This window comes from Cupriavidus sp. 05L310, assembly GCF_056398185.1.
Genome location: NZ_JBFTOX010000037.1, coordinates 21,623 through 37,223, shown reverse-complemented (window position 1 = coordinate 37,223; position 15,601 = coordinate 21,623). Strand labels below are relative to the sequence as shown.

Genomic DNA, 15,601 nt, shown 5'->3' with positions numbered 1-15,601 from the left:
CATGTGTTGGCGGCAACACGGACAACACTGATATCTGCTGGAACGGAGAGGATGCTGGTGGATTTCGGACGGTCCTCCTTGCTTACTAAGGCAAGAATGCAGCCGGAAAAGGTCAAGATGGTCCTGGAAAAAATCGCCACAGACGGGTTGTCGACCACAATCGACGCTGTGCGCTCGAAACTGAGTCAGCCCATCCCGCTGGGTTACTGTAATGTTGGTGTTGTTCATGCGTTGGGGAAAGGCTCAGAGCAATTCAAGGTAGGCGACAGGGTTGTCTCTAATGGCCCCCACGCCGATGTTGTTTGCATTGCAAAGAATCTCTGCGCACGCATTCCCGATCAAGTCGATGACGAATCTGCGGCTTTCACGGTTGTTGCGTCGATTGGCCTTCAGGGTATCCGGTTGGCACACCCGACCCTGGGAGAGGCGTTCGTCGTCACCGGTGCAGGCTTGATCGGTCTGCTCACTGTGCAGTTGCTGCGGGCTCACGGTTGCCGGGTCCTAGCCATCGACTTCGATGAACGCAAACTGGAGCTTGCGGCCCGCTTTGGCGCCGAAACCTGTAACCCCGCTATGGGCGAGGATCCCGTGGCCGCGGGCTTAGCGTTTAGTCGAGGCAATGGTGTAGATGGAGTGATCATCACTGCATCTACTGCATCCAACGAGCCGGTTACGCAAGCCGCCCGTATGTGTCGGAAGCGGGGACGTGTCGTGCTAGTGGGCGTGACTGGTCTTGAGCTTAATCGCGCAGACTTCTATGAGAAGGAACTGAATTTCCAAGTTTCCTGTTCTTACGGGCCTGGGCGTTATGATCCAAGCTACGAGGAGCAGGGTCAGGATTATCCGTATGGTTTGGTGCGCTGGACCGAACAACGCAATTTTGAAGCGGTGCTCGATATGATGGCTGATGGTCGGATCGATGTCAGGCCATTGATCACGCATCGTTTCGCGTTCGATGATGCGCCCAAAGCCTATGATTTGTTGACATCCGACAAGTCGGCGCTCGGGATCTTGCTACAGTACCCGTCGACGACGGAAGGGGTCTTTACTCGACGTGTAGCGTTGGCTCCTGTCGTACAGGCCTTCGATGCGGCGCGCCCAGTTTGCGCTTTCATTGGTGCCGGAAACTATGCGTCGCGAGTGCTGATTCCTGCTTTCAAGGAGGCTGGCGCACAACTGCATACCATTGTGACTGCCGGCGGGGTTAACGGGGTAATTCACGGCAAACCGGCAGGCTTCCTTGCCGCATCGACGGATACGGAGGAAGTGCTTCGCGACCGCGAAATTAACGTTGCCGCCATTGTTACTCGCCACGGCTCCCATGCGAGCCTGGCGGTGAAGGCCTTGGCGGGGCGCAAGCACGTTTTTGTTGAAAAACCGTTGGCACTTACGCTCGATGAGGTTGCTAATGTTGAGAGCGCTTACACAGCGGCCCGGGCTTCAGGGCATAGCGCTCATTTGATGGTTGGCTTTAACCGTAGGTTTGCACCGCAAGTAGTCAAGATGAAGGCGCTGCTCACGTCTGTCCGTGAACCCAAGGCATTCATCATGACGATGAATGCCGGGGCGATTCCTCCGGACCATTGGACACAAAATGCCGACAGCGGCGGCGGTCGCATCATTGGCGAAGCGTGCCATTTCATCGACTTAATGCGCTATCTTGTCGGCTCCCAAATTGTGTCTGTTCAGGCTCGCCGTATGGGCGAGCACCCCGCGATCCCAGTGACTGAGGACAAGGCTAGCATCACGCTTGGCTTTGCCGATGGTTCGTTCGGAACAATTCACTACTTCGCCAACGGGAGTGGTGCCTTTCCGAAGGAACGGGTCGAGGTTTTTTGCGCCGGAAGAGTTCTGAGGATCGATAATTTCCGCAAGATGAGGGGTTTTGGCTGGCCAGGCTTTCGCAGCATGAACTTATGGCGTCAGGACAAGGGGCAAAAGGCTTGCGCCGCGGCTTTTTTGCGCGCAGTCGAGAGCGGCGCAGCGACACCAATTCCGGTAGAGGAGATTTTCGAGGTGGCGCGGGTATCCATTCAGGCTGCCGATCAGTTGCGCAAGCAATGAGCGATGTGGCAATCAAGGCGCGCACGGCTCTGGCATTGGGTATGCCGAGCCTTGCACGAGCGCTGCGTTATCGGGTGGGCATTCGTACCGGATTGAACCCCGTACGCCGGCTTCAAGCGCAGATCCCACCCGGGCCATTCTTCGCTCCACATGCTTTGCGGCCGATTCCAGAAGGGGTTGACTCGGGCATTGCGCTGAGCGCCTTTGATAGCCTGCCCTATTTTGGATGGTTTCACTCGGGGCGAGGGGGAATTCCAGATTGGCATTGCAATCCGTTCAATGGGAAGGGCTTTACTGCTCCGGAGCGCCCCTGGTGGCGGCTGCCGGATTTTGATCCGGAATTGGGTGATATCAAGACGATCTGGGAGGCGTCACGTTTCGACTGGGTGCTGGCGCTAGCCCAACGTGGAGCAGGCGGCCAATCCTCGGCACTTGAGCAACTTAACGCTTGGCTGGCATCCTGGGCTGATTCCAATCCCGCCTATCTCGGCCCAAACTGGAAATGCGGCCAGGAAGCATCGATTCGCGTCATGCATCTTGCTATATCCGCATTGCTGCTTGGTCAGCATCGAGCCCCCGAGTCGGCCTTGCTGGAACTTGTGCGGGTGCATCTGCTCCGCATTGCGCCAACACTGGGCTACGCCATCGCTCAAGATAACAACCACGGCACTTCGGAGGCTGCCGCGTTGTACATTGGTGGCAACTGGCTTGCGGCGCGAGGACACGCTGAAGGCCGGCGATGGCAACGGATGGGTTTCCATTGGCTGCGGAACCGAGCACTTAGGCTGATCGCTCCCGATGGAAGCTTCAGTCAGCACTCGACGGTCTATCACAGGGTGATGCTTGACACCTACGCCATGGTGGAAGTTTGGCGCAGGCAAAACGGTCTCCCTGGATTTCCTCAGAACGTCTCAACGAGGTTAGGCGCTGCAGCGAACTGGCTGTACCAGATGACTGATCCCGGCAGCGGCGATGTGCCAAACCTTGGAGCCAACGATGGTGCCCGGTTGTTGCCGTTGACGGCAGCAGACTACCGGGACTTCCGCCCGTCTGTGCAATTAGCATGTGCATTGTTCTTGCAAAGGAGGGCGTACGCGAGCAACGGAAGCTGGGAGGACGGATTGCGTTGGCTTGATGTTCCGGTTCCGTCCCGCCAGATGCCTGCGAGGCATTCATCGTTCATGCCAGATGGGGGGTACGGTCTACTGCATGGTCATCGAAGTTTTGCGCTTTTCAGGATCCCGCGGTATCGCTTTCGTCCCAGCCAGGCTGACGCCTTACATGTCGATTTTTGGGTGAATGGGGAAAACGTGCTGCGTGACGGTGGGAGCTTTAGCTATAGCGCCACCCCCGAACTTTTGCGTTACTTTGGTGGCACTGAAAGTCATAACACGGTGCAGTTCGATGATCACGATCAGATGCCACGGCTCAGCCGCTTCTTGTTTGGCGCCTGGCTTAAGGCGAAAGCAGTTAAACCTGTGGGGACCGATCCGCATGGGGCTTCCTGCGCAGCCGGCTATCGGGATTGGCTTGGGTGTTCGCATCACCGGGGGGTTGCATTGTCGGCGGGTTGTCTGCGGGTGATCGATCGGGTGGCCGGATTTAGAGAGAAGGCGATATTGCGTTGGCGCTTGCAGGCTGGTGACTGGTCCCTGCGTGATGGCATCCTGGTGAGCGGTCACCATGGTCGCCATGAATTGCGGATCAGTGCGGACGTGCCGATCAAGCGCATCGAACTTGTGAGCGGCCTTGAGTCGCGCTACTACATGAATACGACGCAGATTCCGGTGCTGGAGGTCGAGTTGGATCGTCCTGGTACCTTGACGACGGAGCTTCAGTTTCAGCCATGAGAGTTCTCTATTTTCATCAGCATTTTTCTACACCTCAAGGCTCGGTTGGCATCCGCTCTTACGAAATGGCGCGTCAACTTGTGAGCCGAGGCCACCAAGTCACCATGGTCTGTGGTAGCTATGGTGGGGGAAAGACCGGCCTTATCGTACCGTTCGCCAAAGGGCGCCGTCGAGGGATGGTAGACGGTATCGATATTGTGGAATTCGACCTGGCGTATTCCAATAGCGATGGATTCGTCAAGCGTGGATTGACATTCATAAAGTTCGCGGCGCGCAGCGTTGGTTTGGCTCTTACTGAAAAATACGACGTGCTGTTTGCCACAACTACGCCGCTCACAGCGGGCATTCCTGGCATTTTTGCACGCTGGCTGCGGGGGAAGCCTTTTGTGTTTGAGGTGCGTGACCTCTGGCCAGAGCTCCCCCGAGCCATGGGCGTGATTCGAAACCCATTGGTGTTACAAGCCATGTCGGTACTTGAATGGGTCAGCTATCGCTCAGCTCACCGGCTTGTCGGACTTTCTCCCGGCATTGCAAAGGGCATTTCGCGTCGTGGTGTCCCGGCAGAGCGTGTCGCGTTGGTGCCGAATGGCTGTGACCTGGGTATTTTTGCCGGTACGGTCGAGCCTTGGCGGCCGGCTGGCGTGAAATCAAGTGATTTGCTCGCAGTATTTGCAGGAACCCATGGGATCGCAAACGGGTTGGATGCGGTGCTAGATACTGCGGCCGAACTCAAGCGTCGTGGCAGGCACGATATCAAACTTCTGCTGATTGGTCAGGGAAAGCTGAAGGCTGGCTTGCGGGAGCGAGCCGCGCGGGAGGGTCTAAGTAACGTGGTGTTCCACGATCCTGTCAACAAAGCCCGTTTGGCTGGGCTGATGGCCGCTACCGATGTTGGGCTGCAGATATTGTCCAATGTCCCGGCGTTCTACTACGGTACGTCGCCGAATAAGTTTTTTGACTATATTTCTGCTGGCTTGCCAGTACTGAACAATTACCCGGGCTGGCTGGCCGAGTTGATTGGACAGTATCGCTGTGGCTTTGCTGTGCCGCCAGACGACCCAGCCGCATTTGCTGACGCGTTGGAGATGGCATCAAGCGACCGGGCCGAGTTGAAAGTCATGGGGCAGCGCAGCCGTGCACTTGCGGAAGAGCAGTTCAGTCGGGTGATCTTGGCGGATCGTTGGGTGGATTGGGTACAGGGTGTCCTACCACTTGCAAGCAATACTGAGGCCGCGGCTAACAAATGAGAACTGTGAAGGGATCTGATTGATGAAGCGCATTTTCGACATTGTTCTCGCAGCCGCAGCGTTGCTTCTTCTCAGCCTGCCGCTTCTAATATTGACTTGGCAAGTACGCAAGAAACTGGGGAGTCCCGTGTTTTTCCGTCAAACTCGTCCAGGGTTGAACGGAAGAGTGTTCCAGATGATCAAGTTCCGCACGATGAGCAACGCACGCGGGGCAGACGGCGAACTCTTGCCAGACGCCATCCGTCTCACCCCCTTCGGCCGCTTCCTTCGATCCACCAGCCTCGACGAACTTCCCGAACTCTGGAATGTCCTGAAAGGCGACATGAGCCTGGTTGGCCCGCGTCCCTTGCTGACGGAGTACTTACCCCTGTACTCACCTGAACAAGCCCGCCGCCACGACGTTCGTCCCGGTATCACTGGCTGGGCCCAAGTAAACGGCCGTAATGCACTGAGCTGGGACGAAAAGTTCAAACTAGATGTCTGGTACGTAGAAAACCGCACGCTCTGGCTAGACATCAAGATCCTTTGGCTCACCGTGCGCAAGGTACTAGTTCGTGAGGGCATCAGCGCGGCTGGTGAAGCGACCATGACAAAGTTCACGGGAAATAGCCAATGAAGGCATTAGCGTTGTTAGGCGCTGGCGGCCACGGCAAAGTGGTTGCGGATGCAGCGCTTGCGGCCGGTTGGCAGTCTGTAGTGTTTTTTGACGATGCCTGGCCAGGTGTGTCATTGAATGGCCGCTGGTCAGTAATCGGGGATACCGCTGCTTTGTTGAATCGGCTACGCGATTTCGATGGTGTCCTCGTCTCGATCGGCAACTCGGCTACACGCATTCTAAGACACACGACGTTGCACTCAGCGGGGGCCCAGCTTGTTACGGTGGTTCATCCTCGCGCTTGTGTCAGTCCTTTTGTACGGTTAGGCGTTGGCACCGTGGTGATGGCCAACGCCGTGGTGAACGTCGATTCCGTAGTGGGTGAAGCGAACATCATTAACACCGGCGCTACCGTCGATCACGATTGCGTGTTGGCGGCGGGAGTACACATTGGCCCTGGCGCGAACCTGTCGGGGAACGTGTCGGTTGGCGCCGGTAGCTGGATCGGAGTGGGCTCCTGTGTGCGACAGGGTATCCGCATTGGCGCGGGCGTAATGGTTGGTGCGGGTGCTGTGGTGGTCAGCGTAGTACCCGATGGACTCACTGTAGTTGGTTGTCCCGCCGCGCCACTGAATCCGACTTGACTAGCAGCCGCATCATGCGGTCTCAAGCATCTCTGCGTATCTAACTTCTATTGCCCATGCTCAATACATCATTGTCGCCCTGGCCCAGCTTCACCGCTGAAGAGGCCGCTGCAGTCCAGGAAGTATTGTTGTCCAACAAAGTCAACTACTGGACCGGCACCGAAGGCCGTGAATTCGAACGCGAATTCGCCGCCTGGGTAGGCGTGGAACACGCCGTCGCACTGGCCAACGGCACCCTGGCTCTGGACGTGGCCCTGAAGGCGCTGGACATCGGCGCTGGCGACGAGGTGATAGTCACCTCCCGTACCTTCCTGGCGTCCGTGTCCAGTATCGTACTGGCCGGTGCCACCCCGGTCTTCGCCGACGTGGATCGCGATGACCAGAACATTACCGCCGAGACCGTGCGGGCGGTGCTGAGCCCGCGCACCAAGGCCATCATCTGCGTGCATCTTGCGGGCTGGCCGTGCGATATGGATCCCATCATGGCGTTGGCAAAGGAGCATGGTGTTGCGGTGATCGAAGATTGTGCCCAGGCGCATGGTGCGTTCTACAAAGGGCGGGCTGTAGGCTCAATCGGTCATGTCGGAGCCTGGTCTTTCTGCCAGGACAAGATCATGACAACCGGCGGCGAAGGCGGCATGGTGACGACGAACGACCGTGATCTGTGGGCGCGCATGTGGGCTTACAAGGATCATGGCAAGAGCTACGAGGCGGTTTATGAGCGAGAGCATCCGCCGGGCTTCCGCTGGTTGCACGAGTCGTTTGGCACCAACTGGCGCATGCTGGAGATCCAGGCGGCTATCGGTCGTATTCAACTGAAGCGCATGGCGGACTGGACCGCGCGGCGAACGGCGAACGCCATGACGCTGGTCGAGGCACTGAAGCCGTGCAAGGCGCTGAGGGTTCCCTTGCCGCCGGCAGGCGTTGAGCATGGCTGGTACAAGTTCTATGCGTTCGTACGGCCCGAAGCATTGGCTAATGGCTGGGATCGGGACCGGATCATGGCGGAGATCAACGCAGCGGGTGTTCCGTGCTATTCGGGTTCCTGCTCCGAGGTGTATCTGGAAAAGGCGTTCGATGGTACCGGATGGCGTCCGGCCGAGCGTTTGCCTGTGGCGAAGGAACTGGGTGAGACGAGCCTGCTGTTCCTGGTGCATCCAACCTTGACCGAGGCAGAAATTGCGCGGACCGCACAGGCGGCTCGCGCGGTGGTGGAGCGGGCTACGCGTGGTTGACAGGGGGCACGAGAAGGCGGGAAGGGCGCGCGCGGCTTGTCCGGACGGGCGGGCGCCTGGTGATGCGGGTGCACGGTCATGACGCTGTGGGCACATGTCATTCCGTTCGGCGATAGCACGTGGACTTTGCCGCTTGCCGCGTCTGTCGCTGTTGCCTTGCTGCTTGGCGGGGATCGGGCGCGGGCCATTCGTTGGCTGGCCTGTTTTGGCGCCGGCGTCGCGTTGATTGTTGCCGGCAAGCTGGCGTTCGATCTGCGCGGCTGGTGTCTGCCATCGATTGGCTTCTACAGTATCAGCGGCCATGCGATGCAGACCACGGCAATCTATCCGCTGCTGTTCATGATGCTCTTTTCCGCAGGCGGGCCTCAAGCCGCGCGATGGGGATTCCTGCTGGGGTTGGCGGCGTCGATGTTCATGGCGGTAACGCTGCTGGCCGGCAACTATCACACGCTGTCTGAAACGCTGGCTGGCATGGCAGTCGGTGCGATGGTCGTTTGCACGTATCTGCGCTGGCAGCCGGTCTTGCGCCCGGCGCATCTGGCCTTGCTTGTCGCGTTGCCGGTTGCCGTGGTGGTGCTGGTCGATATGCATGGCACGGTCAACCCGACCAAGGCGGCGCTCTGGCAGCGCGCGGCTGTCTGGCTCGGTGCTACCGAGCAATATACGCGGCAGATCTATACGGATCCGGTCAACGGCACGCGGCGGGTATCTGTGCGGCTGCGCAGGCTTTCTTAAACCCCGGGCGCGTCATTGCTACGTCGCGCGGGCGGCGTCCCTTTGCATCGACGTGCCCGCAATCATGTTGCTCCCCAATTGGGGCCGGAGCGTATCGAAGCCGCGGGCAGTCGGTTTGGGGGCTGCCAAGTCGTATCTTGTGAGCAATCGAGGCAGCGTTCTGGCGCGAGTCTGGCAGGTCTCAATTTCTCACATAACGGAATGACCATTCGGGCTATACTCCCCCGTCGTCGAAACAGCGATGACCGGGATTGGCGTCCCGAAGTACAGGCGGACCAGCCGCGAAGTTGCGGCTTTTCTTCCGTCCCCCCGATTGGAGTTGGGGAGCGGTTCAATAACCGTTGTACACAGGAGGTATCTCTCATGGCGGATCTCGCCTGCGATGCACGTTCGTGCATGTTCCGCAATCCTCTTCGAGTCAGTCCTTTGGTTGCCGTTGCCTATTTGCCGCGCAGCCTGCCCGCGTCTAGCCGTGGCGAGTTGCAACGTGGTGCAGATTTGTGGTTTGCAAGCAAGGTTGAACAGCAAGCACAAGGTCGCGACCATGCATGAAGTCACACGATATGGTGTCACCGCGTGCCGGTCGGGGCGTAACACCTCTCTTACAACCTGCGCCAAACTCGAATCTCCCGCCGAACTCGCCGCCGCTAAAGCCGCGCACCTTCACGCGTTGTTGCTCATGACACATGGCAACTGCCTTGAGCGATTCGTCAGCATGGATGCGAACATTCAGGAGAGCCTGCTTTCCCTGGCGGCGGATCTTGCATTGCAGATTTCGGCACTGAGTGAACTGGCGCTTGTGGACGTGCCGGATCAATCCACTTCTGTTTGATAGCTGCCACCCATTTGGGTGAATAACGTATGCAAATCGGCCTCGCGGGGTTCTCGGAGCGCCTCGAGGCCGTACGCTGCATTTTGTTGCGCATCCACAGAGCATCGCCAGTCCGAGTGGTGCATCTTGACCTGGCTTGCTCCACCTCGGTGCGAAGGAGATCGGGCCGCGCCATGCCGCTGTTCGTGCGGACGCCTGTGCCGGATTTGTCTTTAATGTATCCGGGCCGATACCCAGGATTAGAGCGTCAGGCAGCCAAAAAGTGAGACGCACGGTCAAGTCCCTCCGACCGGGGGGATTATCCTGCGTGCGGATTTTGCTTCGCGCGCCTGGTGCCGCAGCCGCCGAAGGCCGTGACTGGTTCTGCCTCTGGTTGAGTTGTGTCGGGCTTCCGTGCGGGGAACGGGCGAAGGAGTAAAGCCGTTTAGAAATTGCCACAAACGCCAGCCCCTGCCGGACCTATGGAAATTCATCAAAGTGCTTTTACCCGCGAGCAGTTCGACGCCTATTTCGCGTCGTATGCGGGCATGGAAGGCGGGAACCCCGCGGCCGCCGTATGGTTTTGCGAGTTTTCACCCAGTGGCGTCGAGACGCCGCTGAGCGATTCGCTGCGGCCTTTACCGCAGCCTCATGCATGGGACGAGGCATTTCGCAGTCGGCACCGGCAGGATATGGCGCGCTGGCAGACGCATCAGCGCATTGCCCGGATCATGGCGGCAGCGCGCGAGAAGATACTCTACGGGCGCTCCGGAGGGGGCGACTGGCGGCAGTACCTGGAGGAGATGCTCTACCGGCCATGCGGCTGGGAGTTCAAGCTGAACCTCTTCCCCTTGGCGATCCGGCCAGAAGGCAGGCTCCCCTGGTCCAAGCTTTATCAGGGCCAGCCGGAATTGAATCCCAAGCAGCGCTATTTCGATCTGTGCCGGGACGGAGGGCGGTTCCGGTTCATCGGTGGCTTGTGCCGCCGGATGCGTCCCAAGGTGGTGGTGTGCCTGGGCGAGCGCCATGCCGACGATTTTCTGAAGGCCTTCGGCATGCAGGGGATTCCGGCAGTCGAGCACTTGCTCAAGCCGGCTGACCAGGCCAGGACTCTGCAGGTCTATATGCGGCAGGGCACCACGCTTATCGTCTGCCCGGCCGTTGCCGGTAGCGCCGGGCTAAGCTCCGACGTTTTGCTCAACGCCCTGGGGTGCTTCATCAGCCACTGGCTGTCGCACGAGGATTTTGCGGAGCGTGTCGATACGCACGCGCCGGACGCGCGCGGCGACATGAAGCCAGCGCCTGCGTCATGGTCCGCGGTACACGCCGTCGTTGGCGCTCCGCTCATGGCTTGTCAGATGTCGGCGTAGCCAGCGCTCATAGTCCTGGCCCTGTACCTTGAGGGCGGCGCGCATCAGCTCTTCGCGGCGCGGGCTGGCGGCCTCGATACGCAGGTCGCTCGGCGACATGCCGTAGGCGCGCCGAAATGCGCGCGTGAAATCCGATGCGCTGGAGAAGCCCAGCCCGTAAGCAATCTCGATCACCGGCAGATTGGGAAACCGCACCAGTTCCGACGCCGCCGCGCGCAGCTTGCGCTTGCGGATGTACGCGTGTACGCCGCCTTCGTGCTCGAACAGCCGATACAGCGAGGGCCGGGAAATGTTCATCGCCGCCAGCAAGCCGGTGGGCGATATATCCGGCTGGTGGGCGCTGTGGTCAATCAGGCGGCGGGCTCGCGCGAGCATGGCGTTGCGGGTGGCGGAACGGGCGTCGCCTTCCAGCCGCGCGGCTTTGCGGAAGGCGGCCACGAGCAGATGGATGGCTTCGCGCAAGGCCGGTGTGGCCTGCTCTGGTGTCATGCGCGGGAGTTCGCCGGCCAGCACGGTCACGTGCTCGACTGCGAGCATCGTCATTGGCGTGTTGGCCTCCACAATGCGGCCGTGCGCCGACTCGGCATCGGGGAAGACGGCGTCCATCAGCGGGCGCGGCACAAAGAACGAGAGGGCGTGCGAGGCGTCGCGCACCATGCGCGCGGGCTGGCCCAGATCCGTCAGCAGGATGCCGCCGTGGCGCGGCGTGGGATTGCGCCGCCGGCCTTCGACCAGGCCCGCATTGCCGCCGATAAACACCTGGAACACATAGTGCCGCATGGCGTCGGTGGAGATCCGCGCCACCGTGCGGTGCAGGTTGACGCCGTCGCAGCGGCAGTCGGTGAAGACCATGTCCTCGACCAGGTACCTGTCGATCGCCGCCGCGAAGGGGCGGGCGACTTGTTCTTTCGTCAGGTTCAGGTCGATGACATGGCCTACGCGATCGCGCCAGGCCAGGATCTGGCCGGCGGATGACCGGGTCCCGGTTGCGGTGCCGACTTCAAAGCGGGTATGCGGTATGCCGGAGGCGGGCTCCGGCGGCGGTTGCGGCTGGGCAAGTCTGTACGCTGTCATGGCATTGGAATTGCAGCCCGGTAATCAGGCTGCGGCGCGATCCAATGTACAGGAAACCGCCGGACTCCGTACAGACCCGCTTGCGCGAGGTCAGCCTGCCTTGGCTTGCTTGGCGTTCAGTTCCGCGAAATCCGCCAGCACCTCCTCCGGCCCACGCACGCGGGCACCGAAGGGGAAGGGCAGCAGTACGCGCGGACGCGGCGCCTTGCTTCTCTTGCCATCCAGGGAGCTGTAGGGCGCGTACTCCGGCACGATCGCTTGTACCAGGCTCTGGATCTTGAGCGGATCGCGCGTGTCGCAGGCGGCGAACAGGGCGGCCAGCAGATCGTGCAGCGTCTCCTCTTCGGTGGAGTGCTCTTTTGCACACATGATGCGTTCGTGCGAACTGGGGATGACGCCCTCGCCAATCAGCAGTTCTTCATAGAGTTTTTCGCCGGGGCGCAGGCCTACCACCTTGATCTCGATATCGCCGCCGGGATTGTCCCTGGTCTTTTCCTGCAGTCCGGACATATCGATCATGGTACGTGCCAGGTCCACGATGCGTACGGGGTCTCCCATGTCCAGCACGAACACCTCGCCGCCCTTGGCCATTGCGCCTGCCTGGATCACCAGTTGCGCCGCCTCGGGGATCAGCATGAAGTAGCGGACCACGTCGGCGTGGGTGATCGTGATCGGCCCGCCGGATTCGATTTGCCGGCGGAACAATGGCACGACCGAGCCGGATGAACCCAGCACGTTGCCAAAGCGCACCATCGAGAAGGTGGTGCGGGTGCGCGGACGCGCGGCGGCGGCCTGGAAGACCAGTTCGGCCATGCGCTTGCTCGCGCCCATGACGTTGGTCGGGCGTACCGCCTTGTCGGTCGAGACCAGGACGCAAGTCTCCACGCCGTACATGTGGGCGATATCGGCGACGGTCAGCGAACCCAGCACATTGTTGCGGATGCCTTCCGGCATGTTCGACTCGACCAGCGGCACATGCTTATACGCGGCGGCATGGTAGATGGTATCGACACGGCTCTGGCGTACCGCGGCCGTGACGGCCTCGGGATCGCACACCGAGCCGATGCGCGCCGATATGTCCAGCCCCGGAAAGAGCTGCCGCAATTCCTGTTCGATCGTGTACAGCGCGTACTCGGAGTGTTCGAACAGGACCAGCTTGCGCGGTTCCTGCGTGGCGATCTGCCTGCACAGTTCGCTGCCGATCGAGCCGCCGGCTCCTGTCACCATCACAACCTTGCTGCGCGTGCACTTGGCAAACAGGCTTTTGTTGGGGGGCACCGGCTCGCGGCCAAGCAGATCCTCGATACGGATTTCGCGGATGGATTGCGTGGTGATCTTGCCATCCACCAGTTCCAGCAGCGTGGGCAGGGTGCGCACTTCCACTGCCTGGGTGCGCAGGCTTTCCACCACTTCACGGCGGCGCTCGGGCGAAGCCGACGGAATGGCCAGCACGACTTCGTCGATATTCAGCCGGCCCAGCTGTTCGGTCAGCCGCTTGGCGTCATAGACGGGCAGGCCGGCCACGATCTTGTTGTTCAGCGTGATGTCGTGATCGAAGAAGCAAAGCACCTGGTGATCGGGGCTGGCACGCATCGCAAGGGCAAGCTGGAAGCCAGCCTCGCCGGCGCCGAAGATCGCAAGGCGCGCCACCTTGCTGCGGTTCTTGCGGTAATGCGAGGTGCGCAGCAACGCGCGTGCCAGGAAGCGTGAGATGACGACATAGGCAAACGCGATAAACCAGTAGATCAGCAAACCGGTGCGCGGCAGGGATTCGTCCTGAATCAGCAGGGACAAAAGATAAGTCAGTCCGATCAGCGCGGCCAGGCTGATGCCGGACATCCACAAGACCTTGAGATCGATGAATCGCAGCACGGTGCGGTAGAGCCCGCTCAGGTAGAACACGGGGATGGTGAACAGCGCGATCGCCAGCGGTGGGAACGCGCCGTATTGATTGAGCAGGTCGGCATCTCCCTTGCGCAGGAGCAGCGCAAGCGAGAAGCACAGCGGCAGCATCATGATATCTGCCGTCACCATGAGAACGACTTTGCCACGGCGCGGTAGAGCGAGTAGCCATTGAGTAAGCGCGGATGTCATTTGCATATCCACATTGCAAATCCGGCACCGGTGATCCAGGTGCGGTAAATGATGACTGCCTGGCCTGCAGCAGGACGAGAAAAAAAGGGAATGCCACGTGAGACGAGCCGATGCTGGCTGGCTTCCCGGCAGGCTTCCTTCATCTTGCGATTGGTGCGAATAGTGCGGCGCAGCGGTAGCTACCGGTACCCTGCGGGAGAAGGGAAACCGAGGGATGGGGTGGCCTTGCGTTGCGACGACCACGCGCAAGCGAACTACGGATTGCTGGCGCGCACCGATCCTTTTGGAAAAGACATCGCAATTCTGATTGCCGGCATTAAAACGAGTTTTCGCTAATCCGGTGCGCGATTTGTATTCCACAAAGGCGCGGTGGCGTGCGGTCTCGCATGAATTTGCTTGCAGACCGCATTTGTCATCGGCGATACACATTCCATGCCACGGGTATGGAAAGCCGTCGTGAAGACGGCGGGGCGTCGAATGGCGCTTCGTCTTGCGCGATGGGTACCCTTCGTAAGAAGGGAAAGAAGACTACCGAGAATCCCTCCAAAGGGGGGCGCGGACCGGTCAAATCTCGCGCAAAATCTCGCTCCGCCTAGTAAGTGTTTCGCGCAAACGAGATCAGGCTCTTTGGGACGGCATCGGGAACATCGCGGGTTTCACAATATATGTTCCTGAAAGCCATATCCAAAAGCAATGCACTGATTCAGACTGGTTGTGGGCAGGTCAAATCCGTCGAAGCCTGGCGTTGGCATTGTGCCGGCCGGCATCCGATACGAAGGGGGAAGGTGCGCGAGAGCGCCAGCGGTCATTGCGTTCCCCCTTCAGTGGAGTGGGTTGTCTCCATCGTTCTATTAGAGAGTTGCCGATGCATCCGAGGCGTCTCACGCCCGTCATGTCGTACAGGTAAGTTTGCCTCGGTGCGTGGGCATCTTTAATTCCACCAAGCGGTAGGGGCATGGAAATAGAACAAAAGGCAGTATTCTCACGTGAGCAGCTGGACGCGTATTTCGCGTCTTACGTTGGAATGGAAGGGGGAAATCCCGCAGGGGCCGTCTGGTTTTGCGACAGTACGCCGCATCCCTGGGTAGAGTCGCTGGTGGCGCCACTGGAGCCGCGTACGCAGCCGGGCGCCTGGGATCACGCATATCGCGACCGGCACAGGGACAGCATGGAGCGCTGGCAGTCCCATCAGAAGATCGCAAGGATCATGGCGGCGGCGCGGGCGCAGACATTCTCCTGTTCCCAGGATGAGTGCGACTGGAAGCATTACTTCGATCAACATCTCTATGCACCGAACGGCGCCGAATTCAAGCTCAGCCTTTTCCCGCTGCCGGCGCACCTGATTGGCCAGACGCCGTGGTCAAGGGCGTTTCGCGGGCAACCGGCGCTGGTGCCCAAGCAGCGCTATGTCGATCTTTGCCGCAATGGCAATCGTTTCCGCTTTATCGAAGGCATTCGCCGGCAATGGAAGCCCAAGGTGGTGGTATGCCTGGGTGAGCGGCACTTCGGCGATTTCGTGCACGCGTTCGGCCTGGAGAGCGCGCGGACTGGCAGTTATGTCCTGCAACCCGCCGACCTGGCGAAGACGCTGCGTGTGCTGGATCACGACGGTACCACCTGGATCGTGTGTCCCGCACTGGCGGGCGCGACCGGACTGACTTCCGATGTCCTGCTGGAGGCAATGGGCCGGTATATCGCACGCTGGCTTGTGCGGGAGGACTTCCCCATTCTCCATTAGCGGCATCAGCCGCATCGGGCATTCCGGGCATTCCGGGCTTATCCGGCGCGTTCGCTGTACTCGGCGAAACAACACCGGGACATGCGCGGCAGCGTTGTCAACGGCCGTGCGGGGTTGCCGGCCTTGCGTTCCCACACGCAAGTC

The 15,601-nt window shown here is 60.1% G+C and carries 14 protein-coding genes; 12 read left to right on the top strand and 2 right to left on the bottom strand.

Translation table 11 applies throughout. The features are described 5' to 3' along the window. Positions 1-51: 51 nt before the first annotated feature. The 10 genes from AC1DS6_RS25360 to AC1DS6_RS25315 all read left to right on the top strand — a co-directional run bounded on the left by AC1DS6_RS25360 (position 52) and on the right by AC1DS6_RS25315 (position 10,551). Positions 52-2,064 (top strand): bi-domain-containing oxidoreductase, encoded by a 2,013-nt coding sequence (locus AC1DS6_RS25360; RefSeq protein WP_477103410.1) that lies wholly within the window; start codon positions 52-54, stop codon positions 2,062-2,064. Then, positions 2,061-3,914 carry a heparinase II/III family protein gene (locus tag AC1DS6_RS25355; RefSeq protein ID WP_477103409.1) on the top strand — a complete coding sequence of 618 codons (1,854 nt, stop codon included), beginning with the start codon at positions 2,061-2,063 and terminating at the stop codon, positions 3,912-3,914. Before AC1DS6_RS25360 ends, AC1DS6_RS25355 begins: the two co-directional genes overlap by 4 nt. After that, on the top strand, positions 3,911-5,161 hold the full coding sequence (locus tag AC1DS6_RS25350; protein WP_477103408.1) for a glycosyltransferase family 4 protein: 1,251 nt from the start codon (positions 3,911-3,913) through the stop codon (positions 5,159-5,161). Before AC1DS6_RS25355 ends, AC1DS6_RS25350 begins: the two co-directional genes overlap by 4 nt. Before the next feature lie 22 nt (positions 5,162-5,183). Further along, positions 5,184-5,777 carry a sugar transferase gene (locus AC1DS6_RS25345; protein ID WP_477103407.1) on the top strand — a complete coding sequence of 198 codons (594 nt, stop codon included), beginning with the start codon at positions 5,184-5,186 and terminating at the stop codon, positions 5,775-5,777. Beyond that, on the top strand, positions 5,774-6,400 hold the full coding sequence (locus AC1DS6_RS25340; protein WP_477103406.1) for an acetyltransferase: 627 nt from the start codon (positions 5,774-5,776) through the stop codon (positions 6,398-6,400). The genes AC1DS6_RS25345 and AC1DS6_RS25340 overlap by 4 nt, the downstream gene beginning before the upstream one ends. 56 nt (positions 6,401-6,456) lie before the next feature. Then, positions 6,457-7,635: a DegT/DnrJ/EryC1/StrS family aminotransferase gene (locus AC1DS6_RS25335; RefSeq protein ID WP_477103405.1), complete on the top strand. Its 1,179-nt coding sequence runs from the start codon at positions 6,457-6,459 to the stop codon at positions 7,633-7,635. Between the two features lie 78 nt (positions 7,636-7,713). Then, complete coding sequence (locus AC1DS6_RS25330) at positions 7,714-8,370, top strand: phosphatase PAP2 family protein (protein ID WP_477103404.1); 657 nt, start codon at positions 7,714-7,716, stop codon at positions 8,368-8,370. 363 nt (positions 8,371-8,733) lie between these two features. Then, positions 8,734-8,922, top strand: a complete 189-nt coding sequence (locus AC1DS6_RS25325; protein ID WP_477103403.1) for a hypothetical protein — start codon at positions 8,734-8,736, stop codon at positions 8,920-8,922. Then, positions 8,915-9,202, top strand: coding sequence for a hypothetical protein (locus AC1DS6_RS25320; RefSeq protein WP_477103402.1), 288 nt, complete (start codon positions 8,915-8,917; stop codon positions 9,200-9,202). Before AC1DS6_RS25325 ends, AC1DS6_RS25320 begins: the two co-directional genes overlap by 8 nt. Before the next feature lie 461 nt (positions 9,203-9,663). After that, positions 9,664-10,551, top strand: coding sequence for a transcriptional regulator (locus AC1DS6_RS25315; protein WP_477103401.1), 888 nt, complete (start codon positions 9,664-9,666; stop codon positions 10,549-10,551). On the opposite strand, the gene AC1DS6_RS25310 is transcribed toward AC1DS6_RS25315, so the two are convergent. Together AC1DS6_RS25310 and AC1DS6_RS25305 are read right to left on the bottom strand one after the other, a co-directional pair. Beyond that, a complete protein-coding gene (locus AC1DS6_RS25310; RefSeq protein WP_477103400.1) occupies positions 10,489-11,625 on the bottom strand; it encodes a helix-turn-helix domain-containing protein in 1,137 nt (378 codons plus the stop codon). The genes AC1DS6_RS25315 and AC1DS6_RS25310 overlap by 63 nt on opposite strands. 90 nt (positions 11,626-11,715) lie before the next feature. Next, on the bottom strand, positions 11,716-13,719 hold the full coding sequence (locus AC1DS6_RS25305) for a polysaccharide biosynthesis protein (RefSeq protein ID WP_477103399.1): 2,004 nt from the start codon (positions 13,717-13,719) through the stop codon (positions 11,716-11,718). Positions 13,720-13,767: 48 nt separating this feature from the next. Between AC1DS6_RS25305 and AC1DS6_RS25300 the strand changes: the two genes are divergently transcribed. Together AC1DS6_RS25300 and AC1DS6_RS25295 are read left to right on the top strand one after the other, a co-directional pair. Beyond that, on the top strand, positions 13,768-14,055 hold the full coding sequence (locus AC1DS6_RS25300) for a hypothetical protein (protein WP_477103398.1): 288 nt from the start codon (positions 13,768-13,770) through the stop codon (positions 14,053-14,055). Between the two features lie 625 nt (positions 14,056-14,680). Further along, entirely contained in the window at positions 14,681-15,457 is a 777-nt protein-coding gene (locus AC1DS6_RS25295) for an XpsR family transcriptional regulator (RefSeq protein ID WP_477103448.1), read from the top strand. Positions 15,458-15,601 lie beyond the last annotated feature (144 nt).

Bases quoted from the DNA above. Each gene is read 5' to 3' on its own strand.
- AC1DS6_RS25360 (WP_477103410.1), top strand. From the start codon at position 52: ATGCTGGTGGATTTCGGACGGTCCTCCTTGCTTACTAAGGCAAGAATG.
- AC1DS6_RS25355 (WP_477103409.1), top strand. From the start codon at position 2,061: ATGAGCGATGTGGCAATCAAGGCGCGCACGGCTCTGGCATTGGGTATG.
- AC1DS6_RS25350 (WP_477103408.1), top strand. From the start codon at position 3,911: ATGAGAGTTCTCTATTTTCATCAGCATTTTTCTACACCTCAAGGCTCG.
- AC1DS6_RS25345 (WP_477103407.1), top strand. From the start codon at position 5,184: ATGAAGCGCATTTTCGACATTGTTCTCGCAGCCGCAGCGTTGCTTCTT.
- AC1DS6_RS25340 (WP_477103406.1), top strand. From the start codon at position 5,774: ATGAAGGCATTAGCGTTGTTAGGCGCTGGCGGCCACGGCAAAGTGGTT.
- AC1DS6_RS25335 (WP_477103405.1), top strand. From the start codon at position 6,457: ATGCTCAATACATCATTGTCGCCCTGGCCCAGCTTCACCGCTGAAGAG.
- AC1DS6_RS25330 (WP_477103404.1), top strand. From the start codon at position 7,714: ATGACGCTGTGGGCACATGTCATTCCGTTCGGCGATAGCACGTGGACT.
- AC1DS6_RS25325 (WP_477103403.1), top strand. From the start codon at position 8,734: ATGGCGGATCTCGCCTGCGATGCACGTTCGTGCATGTTCCGCAATCCT.
- AC1DS6_RS25320 (WP_477103402.1), top strand. From the start codon at position 8,915: ATGCATGAAGTCACACGATATGGTGTCACCGCGTGCCGGTCGGGGCGT.
- AC1DS6_RS25315 (WP_477103401.1), top strand. From the start codon at position 9,664: ATGGAAATTCATCAAAGTGCTTTTACCCGCGAGCAGTTCGACGCCTAT.
- AC1DS6_RS25310 (WP_477103400.1), bottom strand. From the start codon at position 11,625: ATGACAGCGTACAGACTTGCCCAGCCGCAACCGCCGCCGGAGCCCGCC.
- AC1DS6_RS25305 (WP_477103399.1), bottom strand. From the start codon at position 13,719: ATGACATCCGCGCTTACTCAATGGCTACTCGCTCTACCGCGCCGTGGC.
- AC1DS6_RS25300 (WP_477103398.1), top strand. From the start codon at position 13,768: ATGATGACTGCCTGGCCTGCAGCAGGACGAGAAAAAAAGGGAATGCCA.